Source organism: Pontibacter ramchanderi (assembly GCF_002846395.1).
Lineage (GTDB): Bacteria > Bacteroidota > Bacteroidia > Cytophagales > Hymenobacteraceae > Pontibacter > Pontibacter ramchanderi.
Map to the genome: position 1 here is coordinate 1 of NZ_PJMU01000004.1, position 23,980 is coordinate 23,980.

Below are 23,980 nucleotides of genomic sequence, written 5' to 3' on the forward strand. Positions count from 1 at the left end.
CACTTCCTCCTTCTGGCAGGCAGTGGTAAGCGATGACAATAAAGCGATGGCTAAAAGTTGCTTGATTTTCATTAACTGCTTAAAATTTAAAAATTAATATGTATGGTGTTTTCTTGCTGATAGTGATATTGTAGTTTTAAAAGTCGTTATAACAAATGTTTATAGGTATTAATGTAATTTCTTTGTGTTATCCTTCTTGTTTTGACTTCACAAAGATTCCAGGAAGCATTAAAAATGTTTAATTAACCTATCTCGTTTGGCAAACATATATTATATGTTATTAACTGCAAATTCATTAACTAAAATATTATAATATTCATTGTGTTTCTTATTTATGTTATATAAATATGATCATAAAAGCTTTATATGCTTGGTAATGTCTAATAATCAACATTTTAATTTATATATATAGTGGTAGAGTAGATTGGTTGGGAGTTAATGGATGTGCATGAAATTCTTCGGTCTATTTTCAAACTTTAAGTCAATAATGAGTATAATGTTTTGAGAGGAGGTATAGTACATTTTTTTCTGAGTATTTAGGAGATGAATTTTGAAAATTGGACTTATGGTATGTCTTAAGTGTGTTATAACAACGGGTGTATGAAAAAGGAAAATGTGTCTATAAATAATAGCTGGAGTACATTGGAGCGAGGTTAAGTTGGAGAGAAGAAACACAAGAAGCTACTAGTTTGATGATAAACACATAAAGATTTAACTCAGGACTGGTTTTGAATAAAGCATCAATAGGAAATAGTTTTACAATTCACTTATGTAAAAAAAATGTAAAGTTTGGCTTTTTTGAAGCAAAAAGAGGGTTTTAAGTTGTAATGTAAGCACTGATACTGCGTATAAAACTAGATAGAGCTATACATTATTTATTAAGGGAGGACTAGGTATAACTTTATGAGCTTTACAAAGCTATTACATAAGATAACTTTAATTCTTGTACTAGAAATTGTACTTGTTGCCAATATATGCGCAGACACAACTCCTCTAACCTTTATTTTGGATAGAGAATTACTGAAAAGAAACAAGTATGAAATCAGAACCGGTAACGAGATTTACCTGACAGCTTTATCAGACCTCGTTTTAGCTGCAGACAATGTGCTCAATAATCCTCCCTATACTGTAGTTAATAAAACGATTATACCTCCTAGCGGTAATAAGCATGATTACTTTAGTTTAGCTCCCTATTGGTGGCCTGATCCAACCAAACGGAATGGTCGGCCTTATAAGCAGAAAGATGGTAGAACAAATCCTGAAGCAAACGTAATAAAAGACAAATTTTATGTTGCCAGTTTGAGTAAGGACATTCAGTTGCTCGGGTTAACCTATTACTATACAGAAGATGAAAAATATGCTCGGAAGGCAACAGAATTGTTGCGCGTATTTTTTATTGACAGAGCCACTAGAATGAATCCAAATCTCAACTACGGACAGGCCATACTTGGTGTCAATGATGGGCGCAGTGTGGCATTAATCGAGACACAGCATTTTGTTAATCTAATTGACGGTGTTCAGCTGGTTGCGGGGTCTGATAGTTGGACACCTAAAGATCACGAAGCATTAACTAATTGGTTTTCGCAGTTTTATAAGTGGATGTTGAATAGTTCTATTGGCAAAGAAGGGATAAAATCTGATAATAATATAGGCACTTATTATGACATACAGATTATAACTTACGCACTGTTTACTGAGAACAAGTCATTCGCAAAGTCCTATCTAATTAATAATGTAATGAAAAGGATAGACGTTCAGTTCGATAAAGATGGTAGCCAACCACTTGAACTTAAGCGTACCAAGTCTTGGACCTATTGTATAAAGAATATAAGGGGATGGATGATGTTGGCAAATCTTGGGGCTGTGACAGGAGTTGATATTTGGAACTATAGAACTAGTAGTGGTAAATCGCTTGAACAAGGTATATTATGGTTACTACCTTATGCAGCCGGAGATAAAAAATGGGATTATGAGGAAATAAGATCTGTGAATCTGGATTGGTTCATCCCTATAGCAAGAACATCATTGCCAGTATACAAAAATGTACGATTGGCTTCATACCTTTCACACAAAACTTTGACCTCCAGAAGTAAAAAGGAATTGCTAATGTAATAATATTTGTCTGCTAAATTTATAATCCATCAGCGGGATTACATACGATTTAATGGGAGTGTAATTTAAACTGTGTCATTTCCTGATTTCCATTTGCTGGCCCTGTTGCTGTACTGGCATGAAGCCATATAGTAACAGGGCCAGACTTTTGAAGTGCGGCTCACTGCAAGTCCAGCAGCATCGTGTCCCTGAACCAGATGGAGTGTTGCCGGACCGTCTGGCTCCAGTTGCTTGAGCCCACATACTTGATGCAGCAGCGGATCTGGTGCACGATACAGTTTTGTACTTCAGCCTGAGGGAAGACACTGGCAATAGCCTTTATGTTGTCGATGCAGGCAACGAGCATGTCGGAAGCGCCCGGCTGCTACAGGTCGGTGAGCACTAAGAGCTAGAAGGCGGCCCCCTCGCATTCGGAGACTCACAGGCCCAGCAACTCCTTGTGGTCGTGGCGGACTGTACACAGAATGTTATAAACAGCTTGCGAGATGGTGCACCTCCAGCACCGCGTCCAGGGCAACTTACAGAAAGTGCTTCAGCAAGGACCCTAAGGCGCCGTCTTGGCCGAAGATGGGCTTGCCGCTCCGGAACTCTTCTAGGAACTGGCGCTTCTTGATCTTCTCCAGATCCAGCTAGTTCTACTATTCCATGTTGACTGTCTTGAAGGTATTAGTTCTAATCCTTTGATACGTTTTATTTTACAGCCTCAATATAGGAAAGATACTTGTCTGCTATTTTAGCTACCGCAAAGTCTTCTGCTCTAGTTATCAATTCTTTTTTCTGAAAACTCACATTGTTTAATATTTGAGCTAGTGCAGCAGCCATTTTATCTGGATCACTGGTAGGAACTAATATACCATACTTGCCATTCTGTAGGATTTCATCAGGTCCGCTCGGACAATTTGTAGAAACTACGGGTGTTCCTACTCCAAGCGCTTCTACTATTGTATTCCCAAAACCTTCAAACTTAGAAGAAACGACAAGCGCCGATGCTCTTCTAACATAGTAAAGCGGGTTGCTAACAAATCCTAGAAGTAGTACATGATCACTTAAAGACAGCTGATTTATCTGTTGCTCTAACTCTTCCCTTAAAGGGCCTTCTCCGAGTATAACTAACGAAATATCTTCTTTCTGCCTTAGAAGGTAAAATGCTTCAATCAGAGTAGCGAAATCTTTTTGTTGTGTTAACCTACCGACACCTATTACAAATCTTTTGTTTAGGTTTTTAAATCGTAGGTCTACCGTTTCAACACTCTCACAACCCAAGTCGTAAGGCTTGTAAACAGGATTATAGATTACTTCTATATTTTTTCTATTAACCCCCATCCTTAAAGCAAAGTCATCCGCCACCCCTTCTGATACAGCAATAATTTTTGACGGGAGTTTGTAGAGCAACTTGGCCATTAGCTTAAAGTGTAACTTCTTATATAATAGTGCACTTTTGTGCTGGCTGTAGTAGTTCTCAGCAGTTTGGTTTGTATGTAGTGATACTACTGCTTTTGTCCTGTTTAAAGTAGTGGCACAGCATACAATATTTACAATGTTGAGGTATTCTCGCGCAGAAATAACAGCAAAAGGTTTCTCCTTGTGTAGGTAGTTTATGAAGCTTCTGATGCTAGCAGATGCCCTTCCATTACCTTCGAACACCCTTACGTTTTCAGGAATTTGTTCAAGAAACTCCCCTTCTTTCTTTGTAAGAAATAAGTCTACAGGGATACCTCTGCTTGTATATTCTTCTATAAGGTTAATAAAGAGTTTACCAATACCACCTAATGAAAGTGTGCCAGGGAAAAAGCAAATTCTTTTCATTAATCGATTAACTATTATGTATGTGGAGTTTCATTTGTAGCGAGTCTATAGTTTTCAAATACTCGCGGACAGTTACTGAAGAATATGCTAGTATGAGTCCTAGCCAGAGCCAAAACACACCTTCACCAAATATTGAACTAGGTCCTACACTTAAAAGCGGGAAAACAATAATTGAAGCTCTGAGCATCATTGGCATAGCATTCTGTACAGCAAAATGATACGAACTCAATCTTTTGTATACTCTAAACAGGATATAAAGCTGACCTATGACTATTAGGATGCCATACTCCACAAGTAATTGCAGGAAATAACTATGTGGAGGTAATCCATTTAAATTATGTACTGAAGAACCTGGACCCATGCCTATACCTAAATTTTCAAGTGCATAGTTTAGGGTAGTTGAATATAGAACACTTCTTCCTTCTTCTTTTGTTTGGTGGTTTTTTTCAACAACAAGGTATAGTTTACTTGTAATGGCGTCTAAAATTGCGGGTTCAAACAAAGCGAGGCCCAAGAAGGCTATTACTCCTAAAATAGCTAAGTTGGCTAAGTTGACTTTAAGCTTGCTAGTGGAGAGGAATGTAAAAATAAAGAAGAGAGCGAAACATAATGAAAATCCTGCAATGGCAGCTCGGGAGTAAGAGCAAATAAGTATAAAAATGCTAAGTGAGAGGCTAAAGCAGTTTATAATATACAATTTAGTTGGTTGATATTTCTTTATGATCTTGCCTAACAATACTATGGATGTGATGGCATTAAAAAAAGCGTAGTTATTTTGGTTGTTAAAAATTGACCTAGGTGCTAAAAAACCAATTCGCTCTATTGCTCTTTCTGTTTTAGAGCCTATTTCTGTTACAAGCAAAAATTGCTGATTTAACACCTCCCACAGCCCAATCAGGTTGACAAATATTGCTCCGAAAATCCAAATACTGATGACAAGGTTTAATCTATCCTCTGTATTTACATACCTGGTTATAAGCCATGTAAAGGTTAGTCCGGTCTGTAAAATCCCTATTTCTTTAATTGCGAGTATTTTGTCGGGAGCCCAAACTACACTTATCAGACCCAACAGCAAAAAGACTGCGATAAACCTTGAATTGAAAGATAATAAGGGGTCGTTCCATCCTTTGTTTATTAGTATAAAGAACACTCCAACAAATCCGAAGAAACGTAATGGGTATAATTGAAAAAAAGATAAATCTATTTTTACTAAGAGACTACCTAAGAAGACGCTGCCAACAGACAGAATGGTAAGTATAAAACCCCAATCCCAGGTCTTTAACTTTTCCTCTTCATGCGTAGTATCAGGTTCAATTCTGTTTAATGTGACTTCACCCATATCCTTTATTTTATAGTAGCAAAGGTAATTTAGGCTAAATATCAGAATGAGTGCCTAACCCTATTTAAGTGCAGTTTTGTTATAAGCCATACGGCTTGTAGGTTTAAGTTCATTTTCTTTACGAGATCATATCGAATACTCTTACGCTCATAAACCCGACCATTCAAAAGAATATACAAATACCTGTTCTGATAATACTTTATAGCTTTTTTAACTGTATTGTTTTGCGTGTGAAGCAAATCCTGTAAGAACGGTGAGAAAATAAAAGTGATATCTCGTTCAACATTCTCCGTTACCATATTTACAGAGTCCATGTGATAATAGGACAAGACTTTATTTATCCAAATACATTTACTGCTGCGCCATAAACACCTTGTCCAGGTATCCATATCGCCTCCTCGTTTAAAACCATTCTCAGGGAATCCCGATGACTCGATTAACAGCTTTTTTTTTATTGAAACTGCTCCGGTCCACATAGGTTGTGGCCCTTTTAGGAAATCAATTAGATTAAAAGACCTTTGAGAGTATTTTTTGTTTTGTTTCGAAAAGGTATCCAGTTCTTTTTTAGAACCTGATACCTTGCACCAGCCCCAACTGATAATTTCGATGTCTCTGTTTTGCTGTAAGGTGTTGTGTAGATTTTCCAATAATGTTAACTCCCAACGATCGTCTGCGTCCAGAAAACATACCCAGTTGTTCTGAGCTGTAGCAATGCCTAAATTTCTCGCTGCATATCCTCCAGGTCCAGGGGTGTCCCGTCTTAATAACCTTATTCTCGGATCTCTGAAAGTTTTAAGTTTCTCAGAGGATCCGTCAGTTGATGCATCGTCAATAAGAAGCAGCTCAAAATTTTGGTGCGTTTGGTTCAGCACTGAATTTACTGACCGCTCCAAATGGGGGAGTTTATTGTGAACAGGGATGATAACTGAAAATGTAATCTCTTTATCCATATGGCGCATGTTATAGGGGTACTTCCATTGTAAAAAAAATTTGAGATAACTAATCGATATCTCTGAATGGTTCTGCACCATGCTGCAGCCTTATTTCCTCATAAGCACGAATAACTCTTATGTTATACCTTAGAAAGAAAACAAGCAGCTTTAACTTAAGGCTTAAGTGCTTGCCCCTGGCATATATATGCCTGAACTCATTTATCGGTGGGCGAACCTCATAGATCAGATAAGCGAGTCTGGAAATAGACGATTCCATGGATTGGTGTTCCATTTGAATTGTTCCGGAGGCACAACGACGTACTTTGTCTATAATTTGCTTCAGACTTTTTCTAGCTGGGTGCTTAACGATAACATCGGGTGAAAATCCAATATGGAATTTTTTTGATTCTGCCCTTTTACCCCATTCGTAGTCGCCTCCAGAGAACATGTTAGAATTAAAGTATCCAACCTCATTCAGCACTGATTTCTTTGTAAACATATTGGCGGTTACAGAAACTCCTCTGCTCACGTTTTCTTCTTGCCTGAAAGCATATATAAGATCGTAAGCTTCTGCCAGGTTGTAGTTGTCGCCTGATGTAAATAGATCAACTCTTCCACCTAGTCTATCTATATTTTGGTTCTTATCAAAAAAGGAGACCGCAGCTCTTATCCAATTAGGGTCAGGTATGCAGTCTGAGTCAGTAAAGCCTATGATCGAACCTTTCGCTTTGGCAATACCTGTATTCCTAGCAGCATAAGATCCAGGTACGGCTTCATTTATGACTTCCAGGTTTGCATCAATTTTAATTTTCTCTGGAATTAGATCATCGGGAGCATTATTAATAACCAGTACTTCGAATTTCTCCTTGGGATATGTCTGCGTCTCCAATGCTCTCAAGCAAATTAGTAGCCTATCCCAGTCATGGTAAGTAGGTATAATGATCGAAACAAATGGAGTTGGTGATGACATAGTGACTTGGTGTTTACTGAGGTTATCTTAGTTGCAACGCTTTATCGGTAGTTTTTCTGCCGAAATGTTTGAATAGATTTAATATCTGAGTAAGTAGGCGTATTTAACTATAAGTACGATATCTAGAAGTTTAGTAGGTATACTAGAATCAGCATATTTCATTCTGGTATAATGGCTTACAAAATTTCCATAAGCTTTAAGCTTGTTGATAAATTTTAGTTCTGAAAAGTGAGCGTACTTTTTCTGCTCCTTAAAAAAGTAACTGTTTTGTTGTCCTATTAGAAATAGGAGGTAATACATGTTTTTGAGTATCTCTTGTTTATATTGAGAGGAGAGAAGCCCCTTTTGTTCTAAATGGTTAAATATCCTTACTCTCAGATCGTATCGGTTGTGAAAAATCACCGCATTTTTAGTCGTATTATTTGTCTTGGAGATAGATTCAGGTTGTTTATAGACGATGGTGTGCATGTAGTGGCTTTGTGCAAACACATGGTTTGACTGTAAAAGCCTGAACATTAAGTCATATTCTTGAGAAGACTTTATATTCTCATCAAATCTTTGAACTTGTAGAAGGCTTTTCCTCTTCCATAAGTTTGCACTTGTTATACCTAGTTTAGAGCTTATAAGTCCTTTCCATGGATCATCTTCTGTAGCAATCTCCACTTTATAGGACTTGTTTTTGTTTTGAACAAATCTTACGTAATCCCCAGTAACAACATCGGGCTTATGTTCTTTTATGATATTCACCTGTACCTCAATTTTTTCAGGTAGAATTTCATCATCAGCGTCCAGGAACTGTATCCATTCTCCTTTTGCTTTTTCAATACCTAAATTTCTTGCAGCACATGCTCCTTTTTTAGACTCTCTATACACTTTGATCAACCCAGGATACGCTTGTTCGAACTTCCGAAGCAGATCTTCAGTCCCATCCGTCGAGTTGTTTTCGATCAGTAAAACCTCAAATATCGGATAAGACTGTTTTAACACACTATTAATGGCCCTGCTAACCCAATCCTCGCAGTTGTGACAAGGAATGACAACTGTAACAGGTACTACTGTTTGTGTTATTCTGTGACGAGAAGCCTCTATCATTGATCACTCAGTTAATACAAAATGAACTCATCTTAAACAGCAATGCTACTCTTTTTCTTCCTGAAAGTACTGCTGAAATTATGCAACTGCTCTGTAAGCTCATCCTTCAAAAACAGCCATATTAAGCCCCCATATGTTAAACCTAATGCCGCAGCACAAAGAAGGTAGTGTAATTTTAAGCTATAAAGCAAAAAGCTAACAATGAAGGCTGCTGCGCTGGCTAGTAAAACAGGTCTCATTGTAACCAACAAATCCTTTAGCGAAACGTGTAGCAGTTTATTCAGGTAGAATTGGGCAATCGCAACTTCTAAAGTTTTATTTAAAACATACGCCCAAGCCGCACCCACTATTCCATAGAAGTAAATGCCAACAGAAATAGAAGGAACATAAAGTAGAGCCTTTAAAAATTGCATTTTCATTTCAGCGCCGGGTTTGCCAATACCTCTGATAAGAATTGCATGGCTGCTGACGAGCATATGTAACATAACAGAAACGCTCAAGATTTTTAAGGGCAATATTGTACCTATCCATTTTTCGCCAAAAAACCCTAGCACAAAAGGCTCCCCTAAAACAATAAAAAACAGCATAATAGGATAAACGATGGCTCCATTTAACTTAACTACTTTATAGTAATATCTTTTTAAGGCAGGTAAATCAGACTGCTGTTGGCTGTAGACCGGATACATTACCTTATTAACCATGGTTGTCAATTGATTTCTAAAGGTGTCAGTCAGCACAAAGGCGAGCGTATACTTTCCTAATGCTGCTGCGCTTAAAAGTTTGCCAATAAGCAAATAATCAATGTTCAGTATCAGAAAATTTACAAGGTGAGACCCTGTAGTGAAAAGGCCAAATCCGAATATATCTTTAAATGCTGTCTTGTCCCATACCAACTTGGGTAACCAGGATGTAGCTTTGAAATACAAGGGCATCGCAACCAGAAAGGTAGCTACAGAGTTAAAAACCAATGCCCAGACACCTGCACCAAGATATGCCAATGTCAGGGCTAGTAAACCTGAGAAAACTGTTGATACATTGTCTATGTAAGCGAGCTTTTTAAAATCCATCTGTTTTGTCAAACGCGCTTTATGCACTAGGTTAACTGGCCCGGATAATATCCCAAGGCTAAGCACCGGAATGATTTTCTCGAGCATGGGCTCGTTGAAAAACAAAGCAGCCATTGGCGCAAACACAAAGTAGATAGATATGTAAACGGCCACAGCCCATATTACGCCTGTCCAAAAAGCTGTATGGTAGTGACTGTCTTTGAGATTTTCTTCTTTCTTTTGAATTAGAGCAGCCCCTATACCTAGGTCATTGAATACCTGAATTAGACTGATAAAGACGGTAGCCATACCCACTATACCGAACTGCTCGGGGAAAAGCAGTTTAGCTAAGAGTATCTTGATGGCAAAAGCAAATACTTTATTGATGACCAATTGTACAGAACTCCATAGTATTCCGCTAAAAATCTTTTTGTTTAAACTAAGGGGTTCCATTAAGATACTCGACGTTATATTTAGTGGCGGCTATTATTAAATTTTACACTCTTCTATCATTCTCATAATTCAACCTGTTTCCTGCTGTTATACTTTCACATTCTTGTTGAAATTGTGGTTTTTCTTTTGCTCACCATATCCGTAACCATACCCATAGCCGTATCCATTCTTCCTTTTTGCATCGTTGAGCACAATCATTGGAAACTTGAGCTTCCTGTTTCTATAAATTTCATCAATGATGTTAATCTGCTCCTTTGAAGTGTAATTATACCTCACAATGTAAATGCTTGAATCGATGTAAGGAGATAGTGCGAGAGCATCTGCCACCTGCCCGATAGGCGACGTGTCAATGATAACATAATCGAAGATGGCTTTAAGGTCCTCTATTAGTTTGTCCACCCTCGGATGAAGCATTAATTCTGAGGGATTAGGTGGAACCGGACCAGCCCCGATCAGGTAGAGTTCTGGTATCTGTGGCGATTGAACCACGATGTCGTCTATAGAAGGAGTTTCAGAGATGAGATAATTCGTAATGCCTTTTTCGTGTGTAATACCTAAATAGTGCATTAACTTTGGCTTGCGGAGATCAAAATCTAAAACAATGACTCTCTTGCCGGTTAGGACTAAACTTGCAGCAAGATTCAAACTGAAAAAGGTCTTTCCTTCTCCACTCATGCTAGAAGTTATCAGAATGACTCTGTTTTCTCCACCTACTGTAGCGAACTGAAGGTTAGCACGAATCAATCGGAACGATTCAGCTACCGATGTTCTGTTTTTGTTAGTCACTACCAAAGATTCCTTCTCTTCGTTGTGTGCTAACTCTCCTAGAATTGGTGTTTCTGTCGCGCGCTCTATATCTTTCTTATGTTGTATATCGTGATTCAACTGGTCTTTCAGGAAAACAAAAGCTACGGGTAAGGCTATTCCAAAAATGATCGCTGCCAGGTAAATAAGTTTTCTTACGGGTTTGATTGGATCCAGACTGACCATTGCTTCGTCTATGATCTTGATATTACTGACATCTGCTGCCAATGAAAGGGCGGATTCCTCTCGTTTCTGGAGAAGGTATAGGTATAGGCCTTCTTTAGTGCCTTGCTGTCTATTAATCTCTAATAAATCGCGTTCTATTGAAGGGACTAGCTGTTTTTTAGTTTGAAATTGTGCATAGCTCTTCTGTAAATTGTTCCTGGTTACAATAAGACCTTGTTTAATGTTTCGTAAGTTCTCCAGGATGTTTACTTCAAGGTTTGAGAGTTGGTCGTTTAAGTTGACTACCAGTGGATTGTTGGGTTGCATTGTACGCAACAGGCCCTGACGTTCCAGTTGTAATTCGTTGAATCTACTAATTAGGTCTTGTAGGGTAGGGTCTTTAATGTTGAGAGTACTAGGTACAAGTATGGACTTGTTCTTACTTTTGGTAAGATAATCTTCGATGGTTTGGAGAACATCTATTTGTACCTGCCATTCTGAGATTTGCCGGTTATAATCTGCTGCTTTTTCTACATACATGCGAGCATCCGAATCGAGGTTTGTTACCTCGTTACTCCGTTTATACCGTTCCACGTTCTCTTCGACATCGGTAAGCTCACTTGAAAGAAATTTTATACGCTCATCTAAGAAGCTCAAGGAGTTAACTGCTGAAGCCTTCTTATCATTCGCCTTATCTTTATTATAGAGAGAAATCAAATGGTATACCAGGTCTATGCCTTTCTCAGGTACAGGCTCAGTAAGTTCAATGGCTATAACTTTCGTCTCTTTATTGATAGGATAAATGCTAAGAGCATTGCGGTAGTAGTTAGCCACCCTTCGGTAATCCTTGAATTCAACTAAAACTTCGCTGTAATTGGTAGTTGAGAAACCTGGTGCTGCAGTAACGGTAAAAGTTGCATAGGGCAGAACAATCTTTTGTCCAAATTCATGCAAGGTTTCCTTCTCCTCATCATTTAAAACAAAATTGTTTTTATCCTTTATCTGGACTCTCAATGTCTTACCAAAGGCGGGCTGTTTCAGATCGCTAACCACTACTTTAATAGGTAAGGACGAGCCATATATTTCCTCTGTCTTAATGTGCCCTTCAACATAATAATTCACATACAGAGAGAGGTCTTTGACTACACGTTGCATTAACGAGATTGATTTTAGCAACTCAATCTCGTCGTTTATGCTCTGATTTGTTTGGAATATGCCTAGTTCGGAGAAAAAGGAATTTTCGTAAACAGAGGCTCCTTTATTATTATCCTGTATTAGAAGGGTGCTGGAAATGAGGTATTGGGGTGTAGCATAGCGTAAGTAGGTATAAGCTCCGGCTAGGGACAGTAGTAAAGTAGCTGCGAAAAGATACCAGTATCTTAAATACTTAGTTAAGACTCCCCTTAAATCAAAATTTTCCGGCTCTGCTAGGAATATATCTTTCTTGTTCATAAACGGGGTTCCTTAAAGTAAACGCCAAAGAATTAATGATAGCGTAGACATTGCTGCAAATGTCAATGAAATGAAACGGGTATCAACAGTAGACTGTGTTATCTTGGATTTGTTAGGCTCTACATATACCACGTCATTTTGTTGCAGATAAAAGTATGGAGAGCTAAATGTGCTCTTACTATTTAAATCAAGTCTGGCTAACTTCCTGGTACCATTCTCTTCTCTGATTATAAGCACGTTGTCTCTTCTTCCGAACGGAGTCATGTCGCCTGCCATACCTAATGCCTCTATAACATTAAGTCTCTCAGATGGAATAATGAAGGTGGAGGGGCGGCTTACCTCCCCAACAACCGTAACCCGGAAATTAAGAAATCGGATGTTTGCTGTAGGTTCCTTCACATAGTCGCGTAGCTGACTTACTATTTTTTGGGTTGCTTCCTGCTTGGTGAGTCCCCCTAGTTTGATTTTGCCTAGTACAGGTAAATCTATGTTGCCATCTTGGTCTACCAAATAGCCTAGTTCCCCATTCGCTTTGCTACCAGGTATACCTGTGCTACTGGGATTACTTACTTGTGCTACAGTCCCTCTGCTGAAGAGGGTACCAGCATCGGCACTTAAACTGCTTATCGTAATGCTCAAAAGGTCGTCAGCTTGGATCCTTGGTTCTGAGAGGTTTACTATTTTTTCTTCATATTCAGGCACTTGCTTTAAATCACTGAAATATGCTAGGTTTCTATTGCTGCATGAAAATAGAAGGAAGATAATCAGGTAGGATAAATATTTTATTCTCATAAAGTTAGCAATGCTGAAAGGGTGAGGACTTTAATAAGAGACAGGGTATACAAGAACCCTGTTCGCTTACCTTTTTGTGGCTTGAATCTATTTACGTAATATTTGTAAAAAGTATGTATAGTGTGACAAAAAAAACTTAGAAACATCACAAATATGCTATGATGAGGTTTTAGGTTGCATATAAAAAGATATATTTATGTATATAGTAGAGAATCAAGCCTGTTTGTAATTTTCAGAACCGCGTGCAGATGTATGTATGGTTACATGATTTCACGCAAATTGGAAGCACCTTTCATAGTAGCTGCTTCATGTGGATTAGACTAGCAATGCGTGCAATTTAGAGTAGGGGTTGATAGAGAAAGGTTAGACTACCTCCTTTTTAAATGGTCTACCACTTGAAATCATCACCTGCCGCCTTTCATGAATTTGGGTATAGATGTACAACACAAGAGATGTGAATGCAATAATCAAAGAAATACTGAACAAGATCAAAGTCTTTAAAAGCCTTTGATCAATGTTTATACTGAAGGTGTTATGGATAAATTCAAGTAGAGAAGGGACCATAAAGCCTTCTCTGAAGAAGAAATGATAGAGACCGTAAGAGAGTATCAGGGTTAAGCAGACGAAAAGGTACTTAGGCCTGATGAATTTATTGGCAATATTATTAAAGGAAGCCGAGTTTAACACTGGATAAAAGATGGCCCAATTGATAAAAAGTAAATAGGTTAGTAAATTATTTGTGAATACAATTCCAAAGGTGAGGAATATTGAAATATGGAATAGAACGGCAGAGAAAACAAAGAACCTAAAAACCTGCGGCCAGAATATTGCAAGTAAAAACCCGAACTCAAATACAACTGCCAGGTAATCCAATGCTTCCCAGAATACGATATTTTTTATCTGAAGAACTTCTTGTAAAAGTAAAGGCTCTCTATCCCAGTATAAATCGTTGTAAACCATATGGGGAAAAGTAGCATGAGAATCAAATGAAAGCCATCCTGAATAAATTTTGGGAAAACTGGCTGTAAACATAGCGAAGCCTAATAGCAGTGCCATCAAGCTAATGGCCCAAGGGTTTACGTCCTCCTTCCTTTGGTACAAACTATCTATTGAGTAGGTATTGCCCCAACCCGAGAAGGCCATGACTAATGGTATGACAAGCCAAATTATATTGTGGTCTATCTTTCCAAATGAAAACGAAAAGCTCTGGCATATCAGTAGTACAAAGAACAAAGCCAGTGATGTGTATTTGGTTCTCCAACCGAAGAGCAGCAGTACATGAAATATTACGATCAAAAGATCGGCAATAATGAAGAATACTGCATCAGGAAAACCATTGAACAAATTAGCCAGGCTTATTTCTGGGGAGAAAACAACATATCCGGACTGTTGCCGATCCAGCTAAATCTTGGAATACCGAAGAAAGTAAATGTGAACAAGCAATATAATATACGATAAACCCCTAAATACTCTGATTTTAATTTATAGGAGTCGAAAATGAAATTGTCAATCCTATTGGTAAGTTTATTGAACTGTATCATACAGATTGTTGCTTCAATTAAACAGTAATACAGCTTAAGGTTTAAGTTCTACCGTAGTGTTATTTCGACTCTATCTAGAAACTCGGCTTCACCCACTTTATCGGGCATAGTAAGATCGCGTGTTGTAATTATCTTTCTGATCACTAGTTTGTCGCAATGCTCTTTGCCTAAAACGGCTAGTCTTGAATTGATCCACTTTTGAAATTCTTCATACTCACTTGCTGCATCACTTTCTAACAGATGCGATTTTTCTGATGACCTTTTATTATGAGTTGTGAAAATGTTGCTTAACATTCACGGGACATATGTTTTAGGATACCCCTCGAACAAATCATAAGCGCTTACAGCAGTAGAGTCATAAGCATTTATGTAAGTAAACAATTCGTAATTTATCGCTTGAATTTGTCCCTCAGTCTGTGGAATGCTTCCAAAGCCAGGAAATTTAATAGCAGGATAGGGCTCAGACACTTTTAAGATAAAGAGAAACTGGATTATAAGAAAACAGGTCAGAATGATGAATAATAACCTATTCCTGAATTTGTTCATACCGTCTTATTAAATAAACCAACACTTACCCATCTAGAAGTTTTCATTTATCATTATATACGATAAGTTTAAAATAAAATTTAAAAAATATAATTTTATTATAATTGCATATGCGATTACATTATTAAGCGGATCTCATATGGGTTCAGCTGCGTTAGCAAACTATCGGCTTTTATAGCGATCCGCTTAAGTGGTATGAATAAAAGGTTATTGTCGCTTGATCATCGGCTACCTGCACCTGTCTTGGCTCGGTTTCGTGTCGCTCTTCGTACTGGGCTTCCTCCTGCAGCAAGGCCTCTACCGACTCGGCCGATATGGCGGTCTCAGGCTAACGCTTTTTCTGGCTGGCTTCTTCGCCACGGAATTGCTGATGTTCGGGCAGGGTACTTTGCTCTGGCTCGGGCTAACGGCTTTGCCGAGTTTCAACTGGCTGATGTTCTGGGCGAGTGTGCCCATGCCCCTGGGGTTGGGGTTGTTGTTTCTGGGGCAGCGGGGGTTGAAAGTGAAAATTGTCTGAATTAGGATTTACAGGATTATAGGATTGGCAGGATTGATATGTTTGCTACGTATTACTTTTTGAGTATTGGAAGAAGTTTAATCTCTTCAATTTGACTTTGGAAGATTTTTATAAATTTAAAATTTACTTTAATTAACTTATAAAGAGCAATATATTGATTAATCATATTAGAGCGACGAAATTCAACCTCGCCTGAATGGTTTTCAATCATTTTCGAACCATAGACACTTCCTTTTTGATCACCTACATTTACTTTAGGTTGAGAAAGTATACTTGAGCTAAAGTCATATTTTCTGCAATTTTCTAAAAATTTTATACATTCTATTTCTAGATTTGGCCAATATGAAAAATTAATATCTAGAATTAGTTCTTTGATGCTATTCTCTAAACTTTTCAAGTGCTTAAAGTAATATGAAACGGCTGGTTCATTAAAGTCATCAGTCATTCTAAAACTACTTAAAAACAAGTCTTTCATGTCGTTGAATGAAAAATCTTCATTAATAACATTTTCATTATTTCTATTCGCCACAGGTGTTGTTATATCATAAGTATATGTCAAATAGAACTGTAGATTTTGTTCGATAATCTTACTGTGTCTTAATATTTTTTCACATTCAGTTTTAAAGCGTTCTTGTTTTTCTTTTTCCTTTTCTTGTTCTGTTAGTTCATTTGCCTGCTGTATAGATAATGAATTCAAAAACAAACCGATTGTAATAACTCCAAGAATCGTTTCTGACATCACTAGTATTTGCGCAGTTATTGTAAGAGAAGATATATCCCCATAACCTAAAGTAGTAATTGTAACTGTACTATAATAAAGACAAGTAATAATGTTATCCATTGATAAATCCCCTTTAAAACTATCAGAGGGCAATAGAAAATATATAAATGCAAAGCTTGGGATTAAAATGAAGTAGCTCCAAGCGTAAAAATTAGGTTTCTTTTTTGTCATCGAGTTCGAGTATTTAAATTACCACCAACAGAGTTAAGCAGCTTGGGATAGACATATAGTAAGGATTGAGGCAGAAACTGGTTGGAAGTGTTTACTTTTTTTCAAACTCATATGGAGATTCAATAAAATCCAAAACTATTTTAGGATACTTATCTTGTAGAAAGTCCATTAAGTTAAGTGCGAATGGTAATACACTATCATTGTTAATACCCTTGTTTATGTTGCTCCATGTTGTCGGATAATACCTAGAGATTGTTCCAAAAATAAATGATGCTGCATACATAGTTGAGATATCATTTATGTAAACCCCTTTTCTGAAAGGAGGAACAACGCAAGGATCACCTATCACTTGAAAAGCACTTACCCATTTTTGAGCAAGATTTGGGAATTGGTCAGAATCAATTTTGACGATACAAGTATGATTCCGTTCAACAATCTCTAAATTATTAAAATAAGTTGCGGGGAAAATCTGGTCCAACAATTCAGGATTACATTTACCTTGAATCTCTAGCTCAATTTTATTGCCATTAAGCTTTAAATTATTAAACACCCTATACGGTACTTCTACATCCAGCCATGACTTTACAGACATATCTAAGTCAGGAAAACAAAAAGAAATTTCTTTCAAGCTAAATTCGAATTCGTTATCTGGTATGTCAAATTTTACATGCCAATTAATTCCACTACTACCAGCTCGGAAATAAGATTTATTTTCTGTCACTGAAATGAGTTCAGTAAAGGTTCCTTTCGATGATCTTAGAATAACGTCCTCTATTTTACCTGATTTGTTAACATCATTCCAGTTCTTGATTTTCAAACCGTGTGAGGGCGTAATATTGTTCTCTCTAGCTTCTTTGTTCATGATCAGAATAAGTCCTCTACTTAAAGCTACTATTCCATAATACTGTAATAAAGGTCTAACCGAAATATCTGCCTTAAGACAAGAAGAGAAGTATTCTCTTCCTTGTGTAAAAGCAGAAGTAATTTCTAAAGCCTTAGAGGTGTTCAAGCCGTAGTCATATTTCTTTTTAATAAACCTTTTGACTAACTCCTTACTTTCAAATTCTCTCAAAAAATGCCAGATATCGTTCATTCTTTCTGCCGACTAATTTTTAAAGTCACTATAGCGTTTATAAATCATATATGTGATGATGTACTACTGCCTAGATTAACTTATCTGTCCTAAAACATGCTAAGTCTACCATATGCATTTAACAAATCTAATATAGACCTTTTTATATAACACCCACCTCACCCCCCCAAACAAAAAAACAGGAGCGCCTATACCCAGACGCTCCTGTTTCATTTCCACTTAATTCGATCAACTACACCCCAAACTATTCCCACAGTTCAGGCACTTGTAGCATGTGCCGGAGCGGATGGTGATGTGGCCGCAGACGTTGCAGATGGGGGCATCGCCCATCATGCTGGCCAGCACCTGCTGGGTCTGTTCCATCAGCACGGTGCGGCTCTGCGAAACCAGGGTATAGCCATTGGCTCTCCCGTCGGTGACTGGCTCGGGCTGGGCCACTGGCTTTATTACGGCAGGTATAGCCGCGGCAACGGGCGGGGCGGGTGCTTCTGTTTTCTCACGCGGTACATGCACGAGGTCTTCGCGCTGCAGGTACTCGTAGCCGAGGAGGCGGAAGAGGTAGTCGAAGACCGAGGTGGCAGACTTGATGTTGGGGTGCTCCACACGGCCCGCCGGCTCGAAGCGGGTAAACGTGAAGCGGTTCACAAACTCTTCCAGCGGCACGCCATACTGCAGCCCCAGCGACACCGAAATGGCGAAACAGTTGAGGATGGAGCGGAACGAGGCGCCCTCCTTGTACATGTCGATGAACACTTCGCCCAGCTCGCCGTTCGGGTACTCACCCGTGCGGATGTACACGGTATGGCCGTCAATCTTAGCTTTCTGAGTGAAACCGTTGCGCTTGTCGGGCAGTTTGCGGCGCTCCACCATGTGGGCCAGTTGCTTACGGAACGGCTCGTTGGCGGCGTCTTCCAGAATGGCCTTGGCCGCCTGCAACACCTGTTCGGCGCTGATGCTGTTGTCGGTCTGCGGCGCTTCCGCGTCGGGTGCTGCGTCGGTTTCGGCTTTCTTGCTGCCCGACGAGAGCGGCTGCGAAAGCTTGCTGCCGTCGCGGTAAATCGAACAGGCTTTCAGGCCCAGCTCCCATGACAGGTGGTAGCAACGGGCCACTTCTTCGCGGGTGGTTTCGTTGGGCAGGTTGATGGTTTTGGAGATGGCCCCCGAAATGAAGGGCTGCACCGCTGCCATCATCTGGATGTGCCCCTCTGGTCGGATAAAGCGCTTGCCTTTCTGTCCGCACTTGTTGGCGCAGTCGAACACAGGGTAATGCTCCTCACGCAGGTAGGGAGCCCCCTCAGTGGTCATGGTGCCGCAGATGTAGTCACTGGCTTCTTCTATTTCTTTATAGGTATAGCCCAGCGCGCGGAGCAGGTTGAAGTCAGGCAGCCTGTAAAGCTCAGGCACAAAACCCAGTCGCTGCAAAGTGGCCTCGCCCAGGGTATAGACGCTGAACAGAGAGGCCACATCGTAAGCCGTCGGCAGGGCCGCTTCCAGTTGCTGCACCTCCTCTCTGGTAAAGCCCTTTTCCAGCAAGGCTTTTTCGTTGATGTGCGGAGCGCCTTTGAATGTCGCGTGGCCTTTGGCGTAGTTCACGATGGCCTGCAGCTCGGCTTCGGTATAGCCCAGTTTGCGAAGCGCGGCAGGTATAGACTGGTTGATGATTTTGAAATAACCGCCTCCCGCCAGCTTCTTGTACTTCACCAGCGCAAAGTCAGGCTCCACGCCCGTGGTATCGCAGTCCATCAGCAAACCGATGGTGCCCGTCGGGGCGATGACCGTAGCCTGCGCATTGCGGTAGCCGTGCTTTTCGCCCAGTTCCAGCGCTTCGTCCCACGCCTGGCAGGCGGCAAGGTATAGGTAATCGGGGCAGAGGGCAGGGGCGAGGGGCTGCGCAGGTATAGACAAGCCTTCGTAAGCTTCGGGCTGGTTGTGCGCGGCCGCACGGTGGTTGCGGATGATGCGCAGCATGGCTTCTGCGTTGGGTTTATACTTCGGAAAAGCCCCCAGTTCGGCGGCCATCTCGGCAGAAGTCGCATAAGCCGTACCCGTCATAATCGCGGTGAGCGCGGCGGCCACGGTGCGGGCTTCGTCGCTGTCGTAGGCGAGGCCCTGCACCATCAGCAAAGCACCGAGGTTGGCATAGCCGAGGCCGATGGTGCGGTAATCGTAGGAGCGCTGCGCCACTTCTTCGGAGGGGAACTGCGCCATCAGCACCGAAATCTCCAGCACCATGGTCCAGAGGCGGCAGGCGTGACGGTAGGCGGCCACATCAAAGGTCTGCGTGGCTTCATCGAAAAAGCGAATCAGGTTGAGCGAGGCGAGGTTGCAGGCTGTGTTGTCGAGGAACATGTACTCCGAGCACGGGTTGGACGCCCGTATCGGTCCTTCGGCGGGACAGGTATGCCACTCGTTAATTGTCGTGTCGAACTGCAGTCCAGGGTCGGCGCAGGACCAGGCGGCGTCGGCAATTTGGTCCCACAGCTCGCGGGCAGGTATAGCCTTCACCACCTTGCCAGTGGAGCGGGCACGCAGGTGCCAGGGTTCGTTGTTATTCAGTGCCTTAAAAAAGGAGTTCGGCACCCGCACCGAGTTGTTCGAGTTCTGGCCCGACACGGTCTGGTAGGCTTCGCCGTTGTAGTCGGCCGAGTAGCCCGCCGCAATCAGGGCCGCCACTTTTTTCTCTTCTTCTTTTTTCCAGTTTATAAACTCCACAATCTCGGGGTGATCCAAATCGAGGCACACCATTTTAGCCGCCCGCCTTGTCGTGCCACCCGACTTAATCGCCCCTGCCGCACGGTCGCCAATCTTCAGGAAAGACATCAGTCCTGAAGAGCTGCCGCCACCACCCAGCGCTTCGTCCTTGCCGCGGATGTTGGAGAAGTTGGTGCCCACGCCCGAGCCATACTTAAATATGCGGGCTTCCTGCACCCACAAGTCCATAATGCCACCTTTGTTCACCAGGTCATCGTCCACGGCCAATATAAAACAGGCATGCGGCTGCGGACGCTCGTAGGCCGAGGTCGACTCCTGCAGCTTTTCGGTTTTGGGGTCTATATAATAGTGTCCCTGCGCCTTGCCCTTTAATTTATAGGAGCTGTAGAGGCCCGTGTTAAACCACTGCGGGGAGTTGGGTGCGGCGTACTGTCCGAGGAGCATGTACACCAGTTCGTCATAGAACGCCTGCGCGTCTTCTTTGGTCCTAAAATAACCATGGCCTTCGCCCCACGAGCGCCAGCAATCAGCCAGACGGTGGACCACCTGTTTCACCGATTTCTCGGGGCCCTTGCTGCCGTCGGGCTGCGGCACGCCCGCCTTGCGCAGGTACTTCTGGGCGAGTATGTCGGTGGCAATCTGCGACCATGTAACAGGCACTTCCACATCCTGTATCTCGGCCACTATACTACCAGTGGGATCACGGATGGTGGAGGACCTTTTTTCGTAGTCGAACAAGGCATATGGGCTCCCACCTTTTTGGGTGAAGAAGCGGGAAACAGCCAGACCGCTGGCTCGGGGACTTCCTTTTTTCATAAGGCTTGTTTTAAATTTTAAGTGCTGAATATGAATGATTTATGAAATATCGTGAACTGCTATATAGGATGCTGTAAATGTAGAGAATAAATATTTAAGAAAAAAAGACCTTTTTATCTTTTATATCTGATTCCTCGTACATACCTTTACATCGGCAATCATTTACAACCTACTCAAAATTTTAAAACAACACCATGGAAACCATAGAAAAATTAGATGTAACGGTACTGGAGCCGCGCATGAAACACCCGACCATTTTTAACTGGTTCGACAACCTGAATGGCGGCGAGGCTTTCGTGATTCACAACGACCACGACCCGAAGCCGCTGTACTACCAGTTGCTCGGCGAGCGCGGCAATACCTTTAAGTGGGAGTACCTGTTGCAGGGCCCCGAAATCTGGGAAGTGAAAATCTCGAAACTCACACAAGAGGAGGGAGAGACCGTGGGCGAGCTGGTGGCAAAAGACTACCGCAAGGCGCAGGTGTTCAAAAAATACGGCATCGACTTTTGCTGCGGCGGCAAGAAATCGCTGAAGCAGGTGTGCGAAGAAAAAGGCATCAACCCCGAAGTGGTAGAAAACGAGCTGAACGCTATACCTGAAACAGGCAGCGCCACCACACGTGGCAACGAGTACGAAAAATGGAGCCTGAGCTTCCTCGGCGACTACATCGTGAACATGCACCACAGCTATGTGCGTGAAGCCATCCCTACACTTTATGAATATACCACCAAAGTAGCCCGTGTGCACGGCAGCCGTCACCCGGAGGTGATTGAAGTGGCCAAGCACTTTGTAAACATCGCCAACGAGCTGGAGGCCCACATGCCGAAAGAAGAGCGCGTGCTGTTCCCCTTCATCAAGCAACTGGAAGAAGCCCAGAAGAGCGGCGTGAAAATAGACCGTCCCGCATTCGGCAGCATCCAGAACCCGATCAACATGATGGAGATGGAGCACGAAGCCGCCGGCGACGAACTGGCCGCCATCCGCACCCTGACCAACGACTACACCCTGCCAGCCGACGCCTGCGCGACCTACCGCGTGATGTTCTCGAAGCTGCAGGAATTCGAGGAAGACCTGCACCGCCACATCCACCTGGAGAACAACGTGCTGTTCCCGAAAGCGCTTGAGCTGGAGAAAGAGGTGCTGAAGTAATACCCCACCCCAGCCCTCCCCTAAGAACAGGGGAGGGAGTTAAGTGCCCTCGCTCGCGTCCCGCGAGTGTGAGCTATTCGGCGGACTCTGGCCGCTAGTTTGTGTCTGTCGGCACAGGTGGCGAGACGCCACCAAATGTCTCACACTCGCGGGACGCGAGCGAGGGCGAAGAGAGACAAGCGAGAGCAAGAAAGTATTTAACCCTTTCCTAACTCCCCCTCCTGTTTTTAGGAGGGGGTCGGGGGGAGGTAAAACACCACCACTATGACTACTGCAACCAAACCACTGAAACGCGACAAGAGCCTGATACCGCTCTCACGGGAGCACCACTTCGGGCTGTTGTTCTGCTGGAAACTGAAACAAGGTTTAGCCAACGGCACATCGCTGGAAATCATGCGCCAGTACATCCAGTATTTCTGGAAAAATGTACTGAAAGCACACTGCCGCGAAGAGGAAATTATTCTCAAAAGACTGCTGCCCAAAGACGATGTGATGTCAGCGCGTCTGCACGAAGAGCACCAACTAATCGAAGCGATCATTGGCCTGATCAACAAGCAAAAAACCGTGAACACCTCGCTGGTGGCAACATTGCAACAGGACCTGACCGACCACATCCGCTGGGAAGAACGCGAGCTGTTCCCTTACCTGCAAACCGTGGCTGACCCGGAGGAACTGTCCGACGTGGGCAGACTGCTGGAGCATGACCTGCAGGAGCCGAAAGATGAGTTTGAGCCCGCTTTCTGGGAGAACAAAAAGGTAGCCTGACCATGGAACTCTCTGCCACCACCCGGATCTCGACCATTCTGCGGGAGAACCCTGCGGCGATCGAGGCCATCGTGTCGATCAACAGGCACTTCGAGAAGCTGCGGAACCCCGTGCTGCGCAAGGTGCTGGCATCGCGCGTGACAATCGCCGATGCCGCCCGCATAGGCAAGTGCCGGGTGGAGGATTTTTATGAAAAGCTGGAACCACTTGGCTTCAGCGTCGCGTCAAAACCAACATACAACAAAAGGGCCATCCCCATGGAAACAGATGTTTTGGAAAGACCCGCCTTTATGGTGAATCTAATAGAAAGCAACACCATTGTGCTGGACGTGCGCGACACCATCACCAAAGGCGACGACCCATTCCTGCAGATCATGGATGCAGTGAACAAGCTGAGTCCTGAGCAAGTGCTGTGCATTGTGAACACTTTTGAACCAATTCCGCTAATTGCGATCGTGCGTCCCAAAGGCTTCGAGTACTATACCGAAACGTTGGGGCCATCGCTGGTGAGGACCTATTTCAAACGAGAATCTGCCGGAGAAAAAGTAGAAATAGCGAAAGTTACCACTGAGGAAAACGTTGATGAACTGGTCAGCAGGTATAGCGGCAAGCTACAGCGCATTGACGTGCGGCAGATGGAAATGCCCCAGCCGATGGTGTCTATATTGAGTGCGTTGGAGACGCTGCCAGCCGACGAGGCTCTTTACGTGCAGCACCGCAAAGTGCCACAGTTTCTCTTGCCACAACTGACAGAGCGGGGCTTTAAGGTGAGCATAAAAGAAGTAGGGCCGAATCAGGTGTATTTGTTGATATATAGGTAAAAGCCCTCGCTCGCCTCTGGCGAATGTGAGTTACCCAGTGGCTTCCCGGCACTTGTGCCGACAGGTTCATATCAAAGCGGCCAAGTCCGCCCGATAGCTCACA

General features: G+C 42.2%; 18 protein-coding genes. 5 read left to right on the plus strand and 13 right to left on the minus strand.

Features of this window, described 5'->3' with window-relative positions; genetic code table 11:
* Positions 1-903: 903 nt before the first annotated feature.
* Positions 904-2,112: an alginate lyase family protein gene (locus BD749_RS17140; protein WP_101446768.1), complete on the plus strand. Its 1,209-nt coding sequence runs from the start codon at positions 904-906 to the stop codon at positions 2,110-2,112.
* 160 nt (positions 2,113-2,272) lie between these two features.
* Here the strand turns inward: BD749_RS17140 and BD749_RS17145 are convergent, their stop codons facing one another.
* The 10 genes from BD749_RS17145 to BD749_RS17190 form a co-directional block, all read right to left on the minus strand.
* A complete protein-coding gene (locus tag BD749_RS17145) occupies positions 2,273-2,458 on the minus strand; it encodes a transposase (RefSeq protein ID WP_101446770.1) in 186 nt (61 codons plus the stop codon).
* Positions 2,459-2,802: 344 nt separating this feature from the next.
* Complete coding sequence (locus BD749_RS17150) at positions 2,803-3,918, minus strand: glycosyltransferase (protein WP_101446772.1); 1,116 nt, start codon at positions 3,916-3,918, stop codon at positions 2,803-2,805.
* Between the two features lie 7 nt (positions 3,919-3,925).
* Entirely contained in the window at positions 3,926-5,257 is a 1,332-nt protein-coding gene (locus tag BD749_RS17155; protein ID WP_101446774.1) for an O-antigen ligase family protein, read from the minus strand.
* 41 nt (positions 5,258-5,298) lie between these two features.
* Entirely contained in the window at positions 5,299-6,207 is a 909-nt protein-coding gene (locus BD749_RS17160) for a glycosyltransferase family 2 protein (protein WP_180336447.1), read from the minus strand.
* A 49-nt stretch (positions 6,208-6,256) separates the two neighbouring features.
* On the minus strand, positions 6,257-7,159 hold the full coding sequence (locus BD749_RS17165) for a glycosyltransferase (RefSeq protein WP_101446778.1): 903 nt from the start codon (positions 7,157-7,159) through the stop codon (positions 6,257-6,259).
* A gap of 78 nt (positions 7,160-7,237) precedes the next feature.
* Entirely contained in the window at positions 7,238-8,251 is a 1,014-nt protein-coding gene (locus tag BD749_RS17170) for a glycosyltransferase family 2 protein (RefSeq protein ID WP_101446780.1), read from the minus strand.
* A 32-nt stretch (positions 8,252-8,283) separates the two neighbouring features.
* Positions 8,284-9,750 (minus strand): lipopolysaccharide biosynthesis protein, encoded by a 1,467-nt coding sequence (locus tag BD749_RS17175; protein WP_101446783.1) that lies wholly within the window; start codon positions 9,748-9,750, stop codon positions 8,284-8,286.
* A gap of 87 nt (positions 9,751-9,837) precedes the next feature.
* On the minus strand, positions 9,838-12,171 hold the full coding sequence (locus BD749_RS17180; RefSeq protein ID WP_101446785.1) for a GumC family protein: 2,334 nt from the start codon (positions 12,169-12,171) through the stop codon (positions 9,838-9,840).
* A gap of 12 nt (positions 12,172-12,183) precedes the next feature.
* Positions 12,184-12,963 carry a polysaccharide biosynthesis/export family protein gene (locus BD749_RS17185; protein ID WP_101446787.1) on the minus strand — a complete coding sequence of 260 codons (780 nt, stop codon included), beginning with the start codon at positions 12,961-12,963 and terminating at the stop codon, positions 12,184-12,186.
* A gap of 363 nt (positions 12,964-13,326) precedes the next feature.
* Positions 13,327-14,307 (minus strand): hypothetical protein, encoded by a 981-nt coding sequence (locus BD749_RS17190; protein ID WP_101446789.1) that lies wholly within the window; start codon positions 14,305-14,307, stop codon positions 13,327-13,329.
* Positions 14,308-15,267: 960 nt separating this feature from the next.
* Between BD749_RS17190 and BD749_RS17205 the strand changes: the two genes are divergently transcribed.
* On the plus strand, positions 15,268-15,567 hold the full coding sequence (locus BD749_RS17205) for a hypothetical protein (protein ID WP_101446795.1): 300 nt from the start codon (positions 15,268-15,270) through the stop codon (positions 15,565-15,567).
* Between the two features lie 52 nt (positions 15,568-15,619).
* On the opposite strand, the gene BD749_RS17210 is transcribed toward BD749_RS17205, so the two are convergent.
* From BD749_RS17210 to BD749_RS17220, 3 genes are all read right to left on the minus strand, one after another.
* The gene (locus BD749_RS17210; RefSeq protein ID WP_101446797.1) at positions 15,620-16,519 is read right to left on the minus strand and encodes a potassium channel family protein; all 900 of its coding nucleotides are present in this window, start codon (positions 16,517-16,519) and stop codon (positions 15,620-15,622) included.
* Between the two features lie 91 nt (positions 16,520-16,610).
* Positions 16,611-17,612 (minus strand): YaaC family protein, encoded by a 1,002-nt coding sequence (locus tag BD749_RS17215; RefSeq protein WP_101446799.1) that lies wholly within the window; start codon positions 17,610-17,612, stop codon positions 16,611-16,613.
* 228 nt (positions 17,613-17,840) lie between these two features.
* A complete protein-coding gene (locus BD749_RS17220) occupies positions 17,841-21,140 on the minus strand; it encodes a vitamin B12-dependent ribonucleotide reductase (RefSeq protein WP_101446801.1) in 3,300 nt (1,099 codons plus the stop codon).
* Between the two features lie 194 nt (positions 21,141-21,334).
* Between BD749_RS17220 and ric the strand changes: the two genes are divergently transcribed.
* The 3 genes from ric to BD749_RS17235 all read left to right on the plus strand — a co-directional run bounded on the left by ric (position 21,335) and on the right by BD749_RS17235 (position 23,877).
* On the plus strand, positions 21,335-22,291 hold the full coding sequence (ric, locus tag BD749_RS17225; RefSeq protein WP_101446803.1) for an iron-sulfur cluster repair di-iron protein: 957 nt from the start codon (positions 21,335-21,337) through the stop codon (positions 22,289-22,291).
* Positions 22,292-22,555: 264 nt separating this feature from the next.
* A complete protein-coding gene (locus BD749_RS17230) occupies positions 22,556-23,056 on the plus strand; it encodes a hemerythrin domain-containing protein (protein WP_101446805.1) in 501 nt (166 codons plus the stop codon).
* 2 nt (positions 23,057-23,058) lie between these two features.
* The gene (locus BD749_RS17235; protein WP_101446807.1) at positions 23,059-23,877 is read left to right on the plus strand and encodes a DUF2249 domain-containing protein; all 819 of its coding nucleotides are present in this window, start codon (positions 23,059-23,061) and stop codon (positions 23,875-23,877) included.
* Positions 23,878-23,980: the final 103 nt, after the last annotated feature.

Coding starts and splice junctions, on each gene's coding strand:
- BD749_RS17160 (WP_180336447.1), bottom strand. CDS start 6,207: ATGGATAAAGAGATTACATTTTCAGTTATCATCCCTGTTCACAATAAA.
- BD749_RS17175 (WP_101446783.1), bottom strand. CDS start 9,750: ATGGAACCCCTTAGTTTAAACAAAAAGATTTTTAGCGGAATACTATGG.
- BD749_RS17235 (WP_101446807.1), top strand. CDS start 23,059: ATGGAACTCTCTGCCACCACCCGGATCTCGACCATTCTGCGGGAGAAC.
- BD749_RS17165 (WP_101446778.1), bottom strand. CDS start 7,159: ATGTCATCACCAACTCCATTTGTTTCGATCATTATACCTACTTACCAT.
- BD749_RS17220 (WP_101446801.1), bottom strand. CDS start 21,140: ATGAAAAAAGGAAGTCCCCGAGCCAGCGGTCTGGCTGTTTCCCGCTTC.
- BD749_RS17150 (WP_101446772.1), bottom strand. CDS start 3,918: ATGAAAAGAATTTGCTTTTTCCCTGGCACACTTTCATTAGGTGGTATT.
- BD749_RS17155 (WP_101446774.1), bottom strand. CDS start 5,257: ATGGGTGAAGTCACATTAAACAGAATTGAACCTGATACTACGCATGAA.
- BD749_RS17140 (WP_101446768.1), top strand. CDS start 904: ATGAGCTTTACAAAGCTATTACATAAGATAACTTTAATTCTTGTACTA.
- BD749_RS17145 (WP_101446770.1), bottom strand. CDS start 2,458: ATGCTCGTTGCCTGCATCGACAACATAAAGGCTATTGCCAGTGTCTTC.
- BD749_RS17185 (WP_101446787.1), bottom strand. CDS start 12,963: ATGAGAATAAAATATTTATCCTACCTGATTATCTTCCTTCTATTTTCA.
- BD749_RS17210 (WP_101446797.1), bottom strand. CDS start 16,519: ATGACAAAAAAGAAACCTAATTTTTACGCTTGGAGCTACTTCATTTTA.
- BD749_RS17230 (WP_101446805.1), top strand. CDS start 22,556: ATGACTACTGCAACCAAACCACTGAAACGCGACAAGAGCCTGATACCG.
- BD749_RS17170 (WP_101446780.1), bottom strand. CDS start 8,251: ATGATAGAGGCTTCTCGTCACAGAATAACACAAACAGTAGTACCTGTT.
- BD749_RS17215 (WP_101446799.1), bottom strand. CDS start 17,612: ATGAACGATATCTGGCATTTTTTGAGAGAATTTGAAAGTAAGGAGTTA.
- BD749_RS17180 (WP_101446785.1), bottom strand. CDS start 12,171: ATGAACAAGAAAGATATATTCCTAGCAGAGCCGGAAAATTTTGATTTA.
- ric (WP_101446803.1), top strand. CDS start 21,335: ATGGAAACCATAGAAAAATTAGATGTAACGGTACTGGAGCCGCGCATG.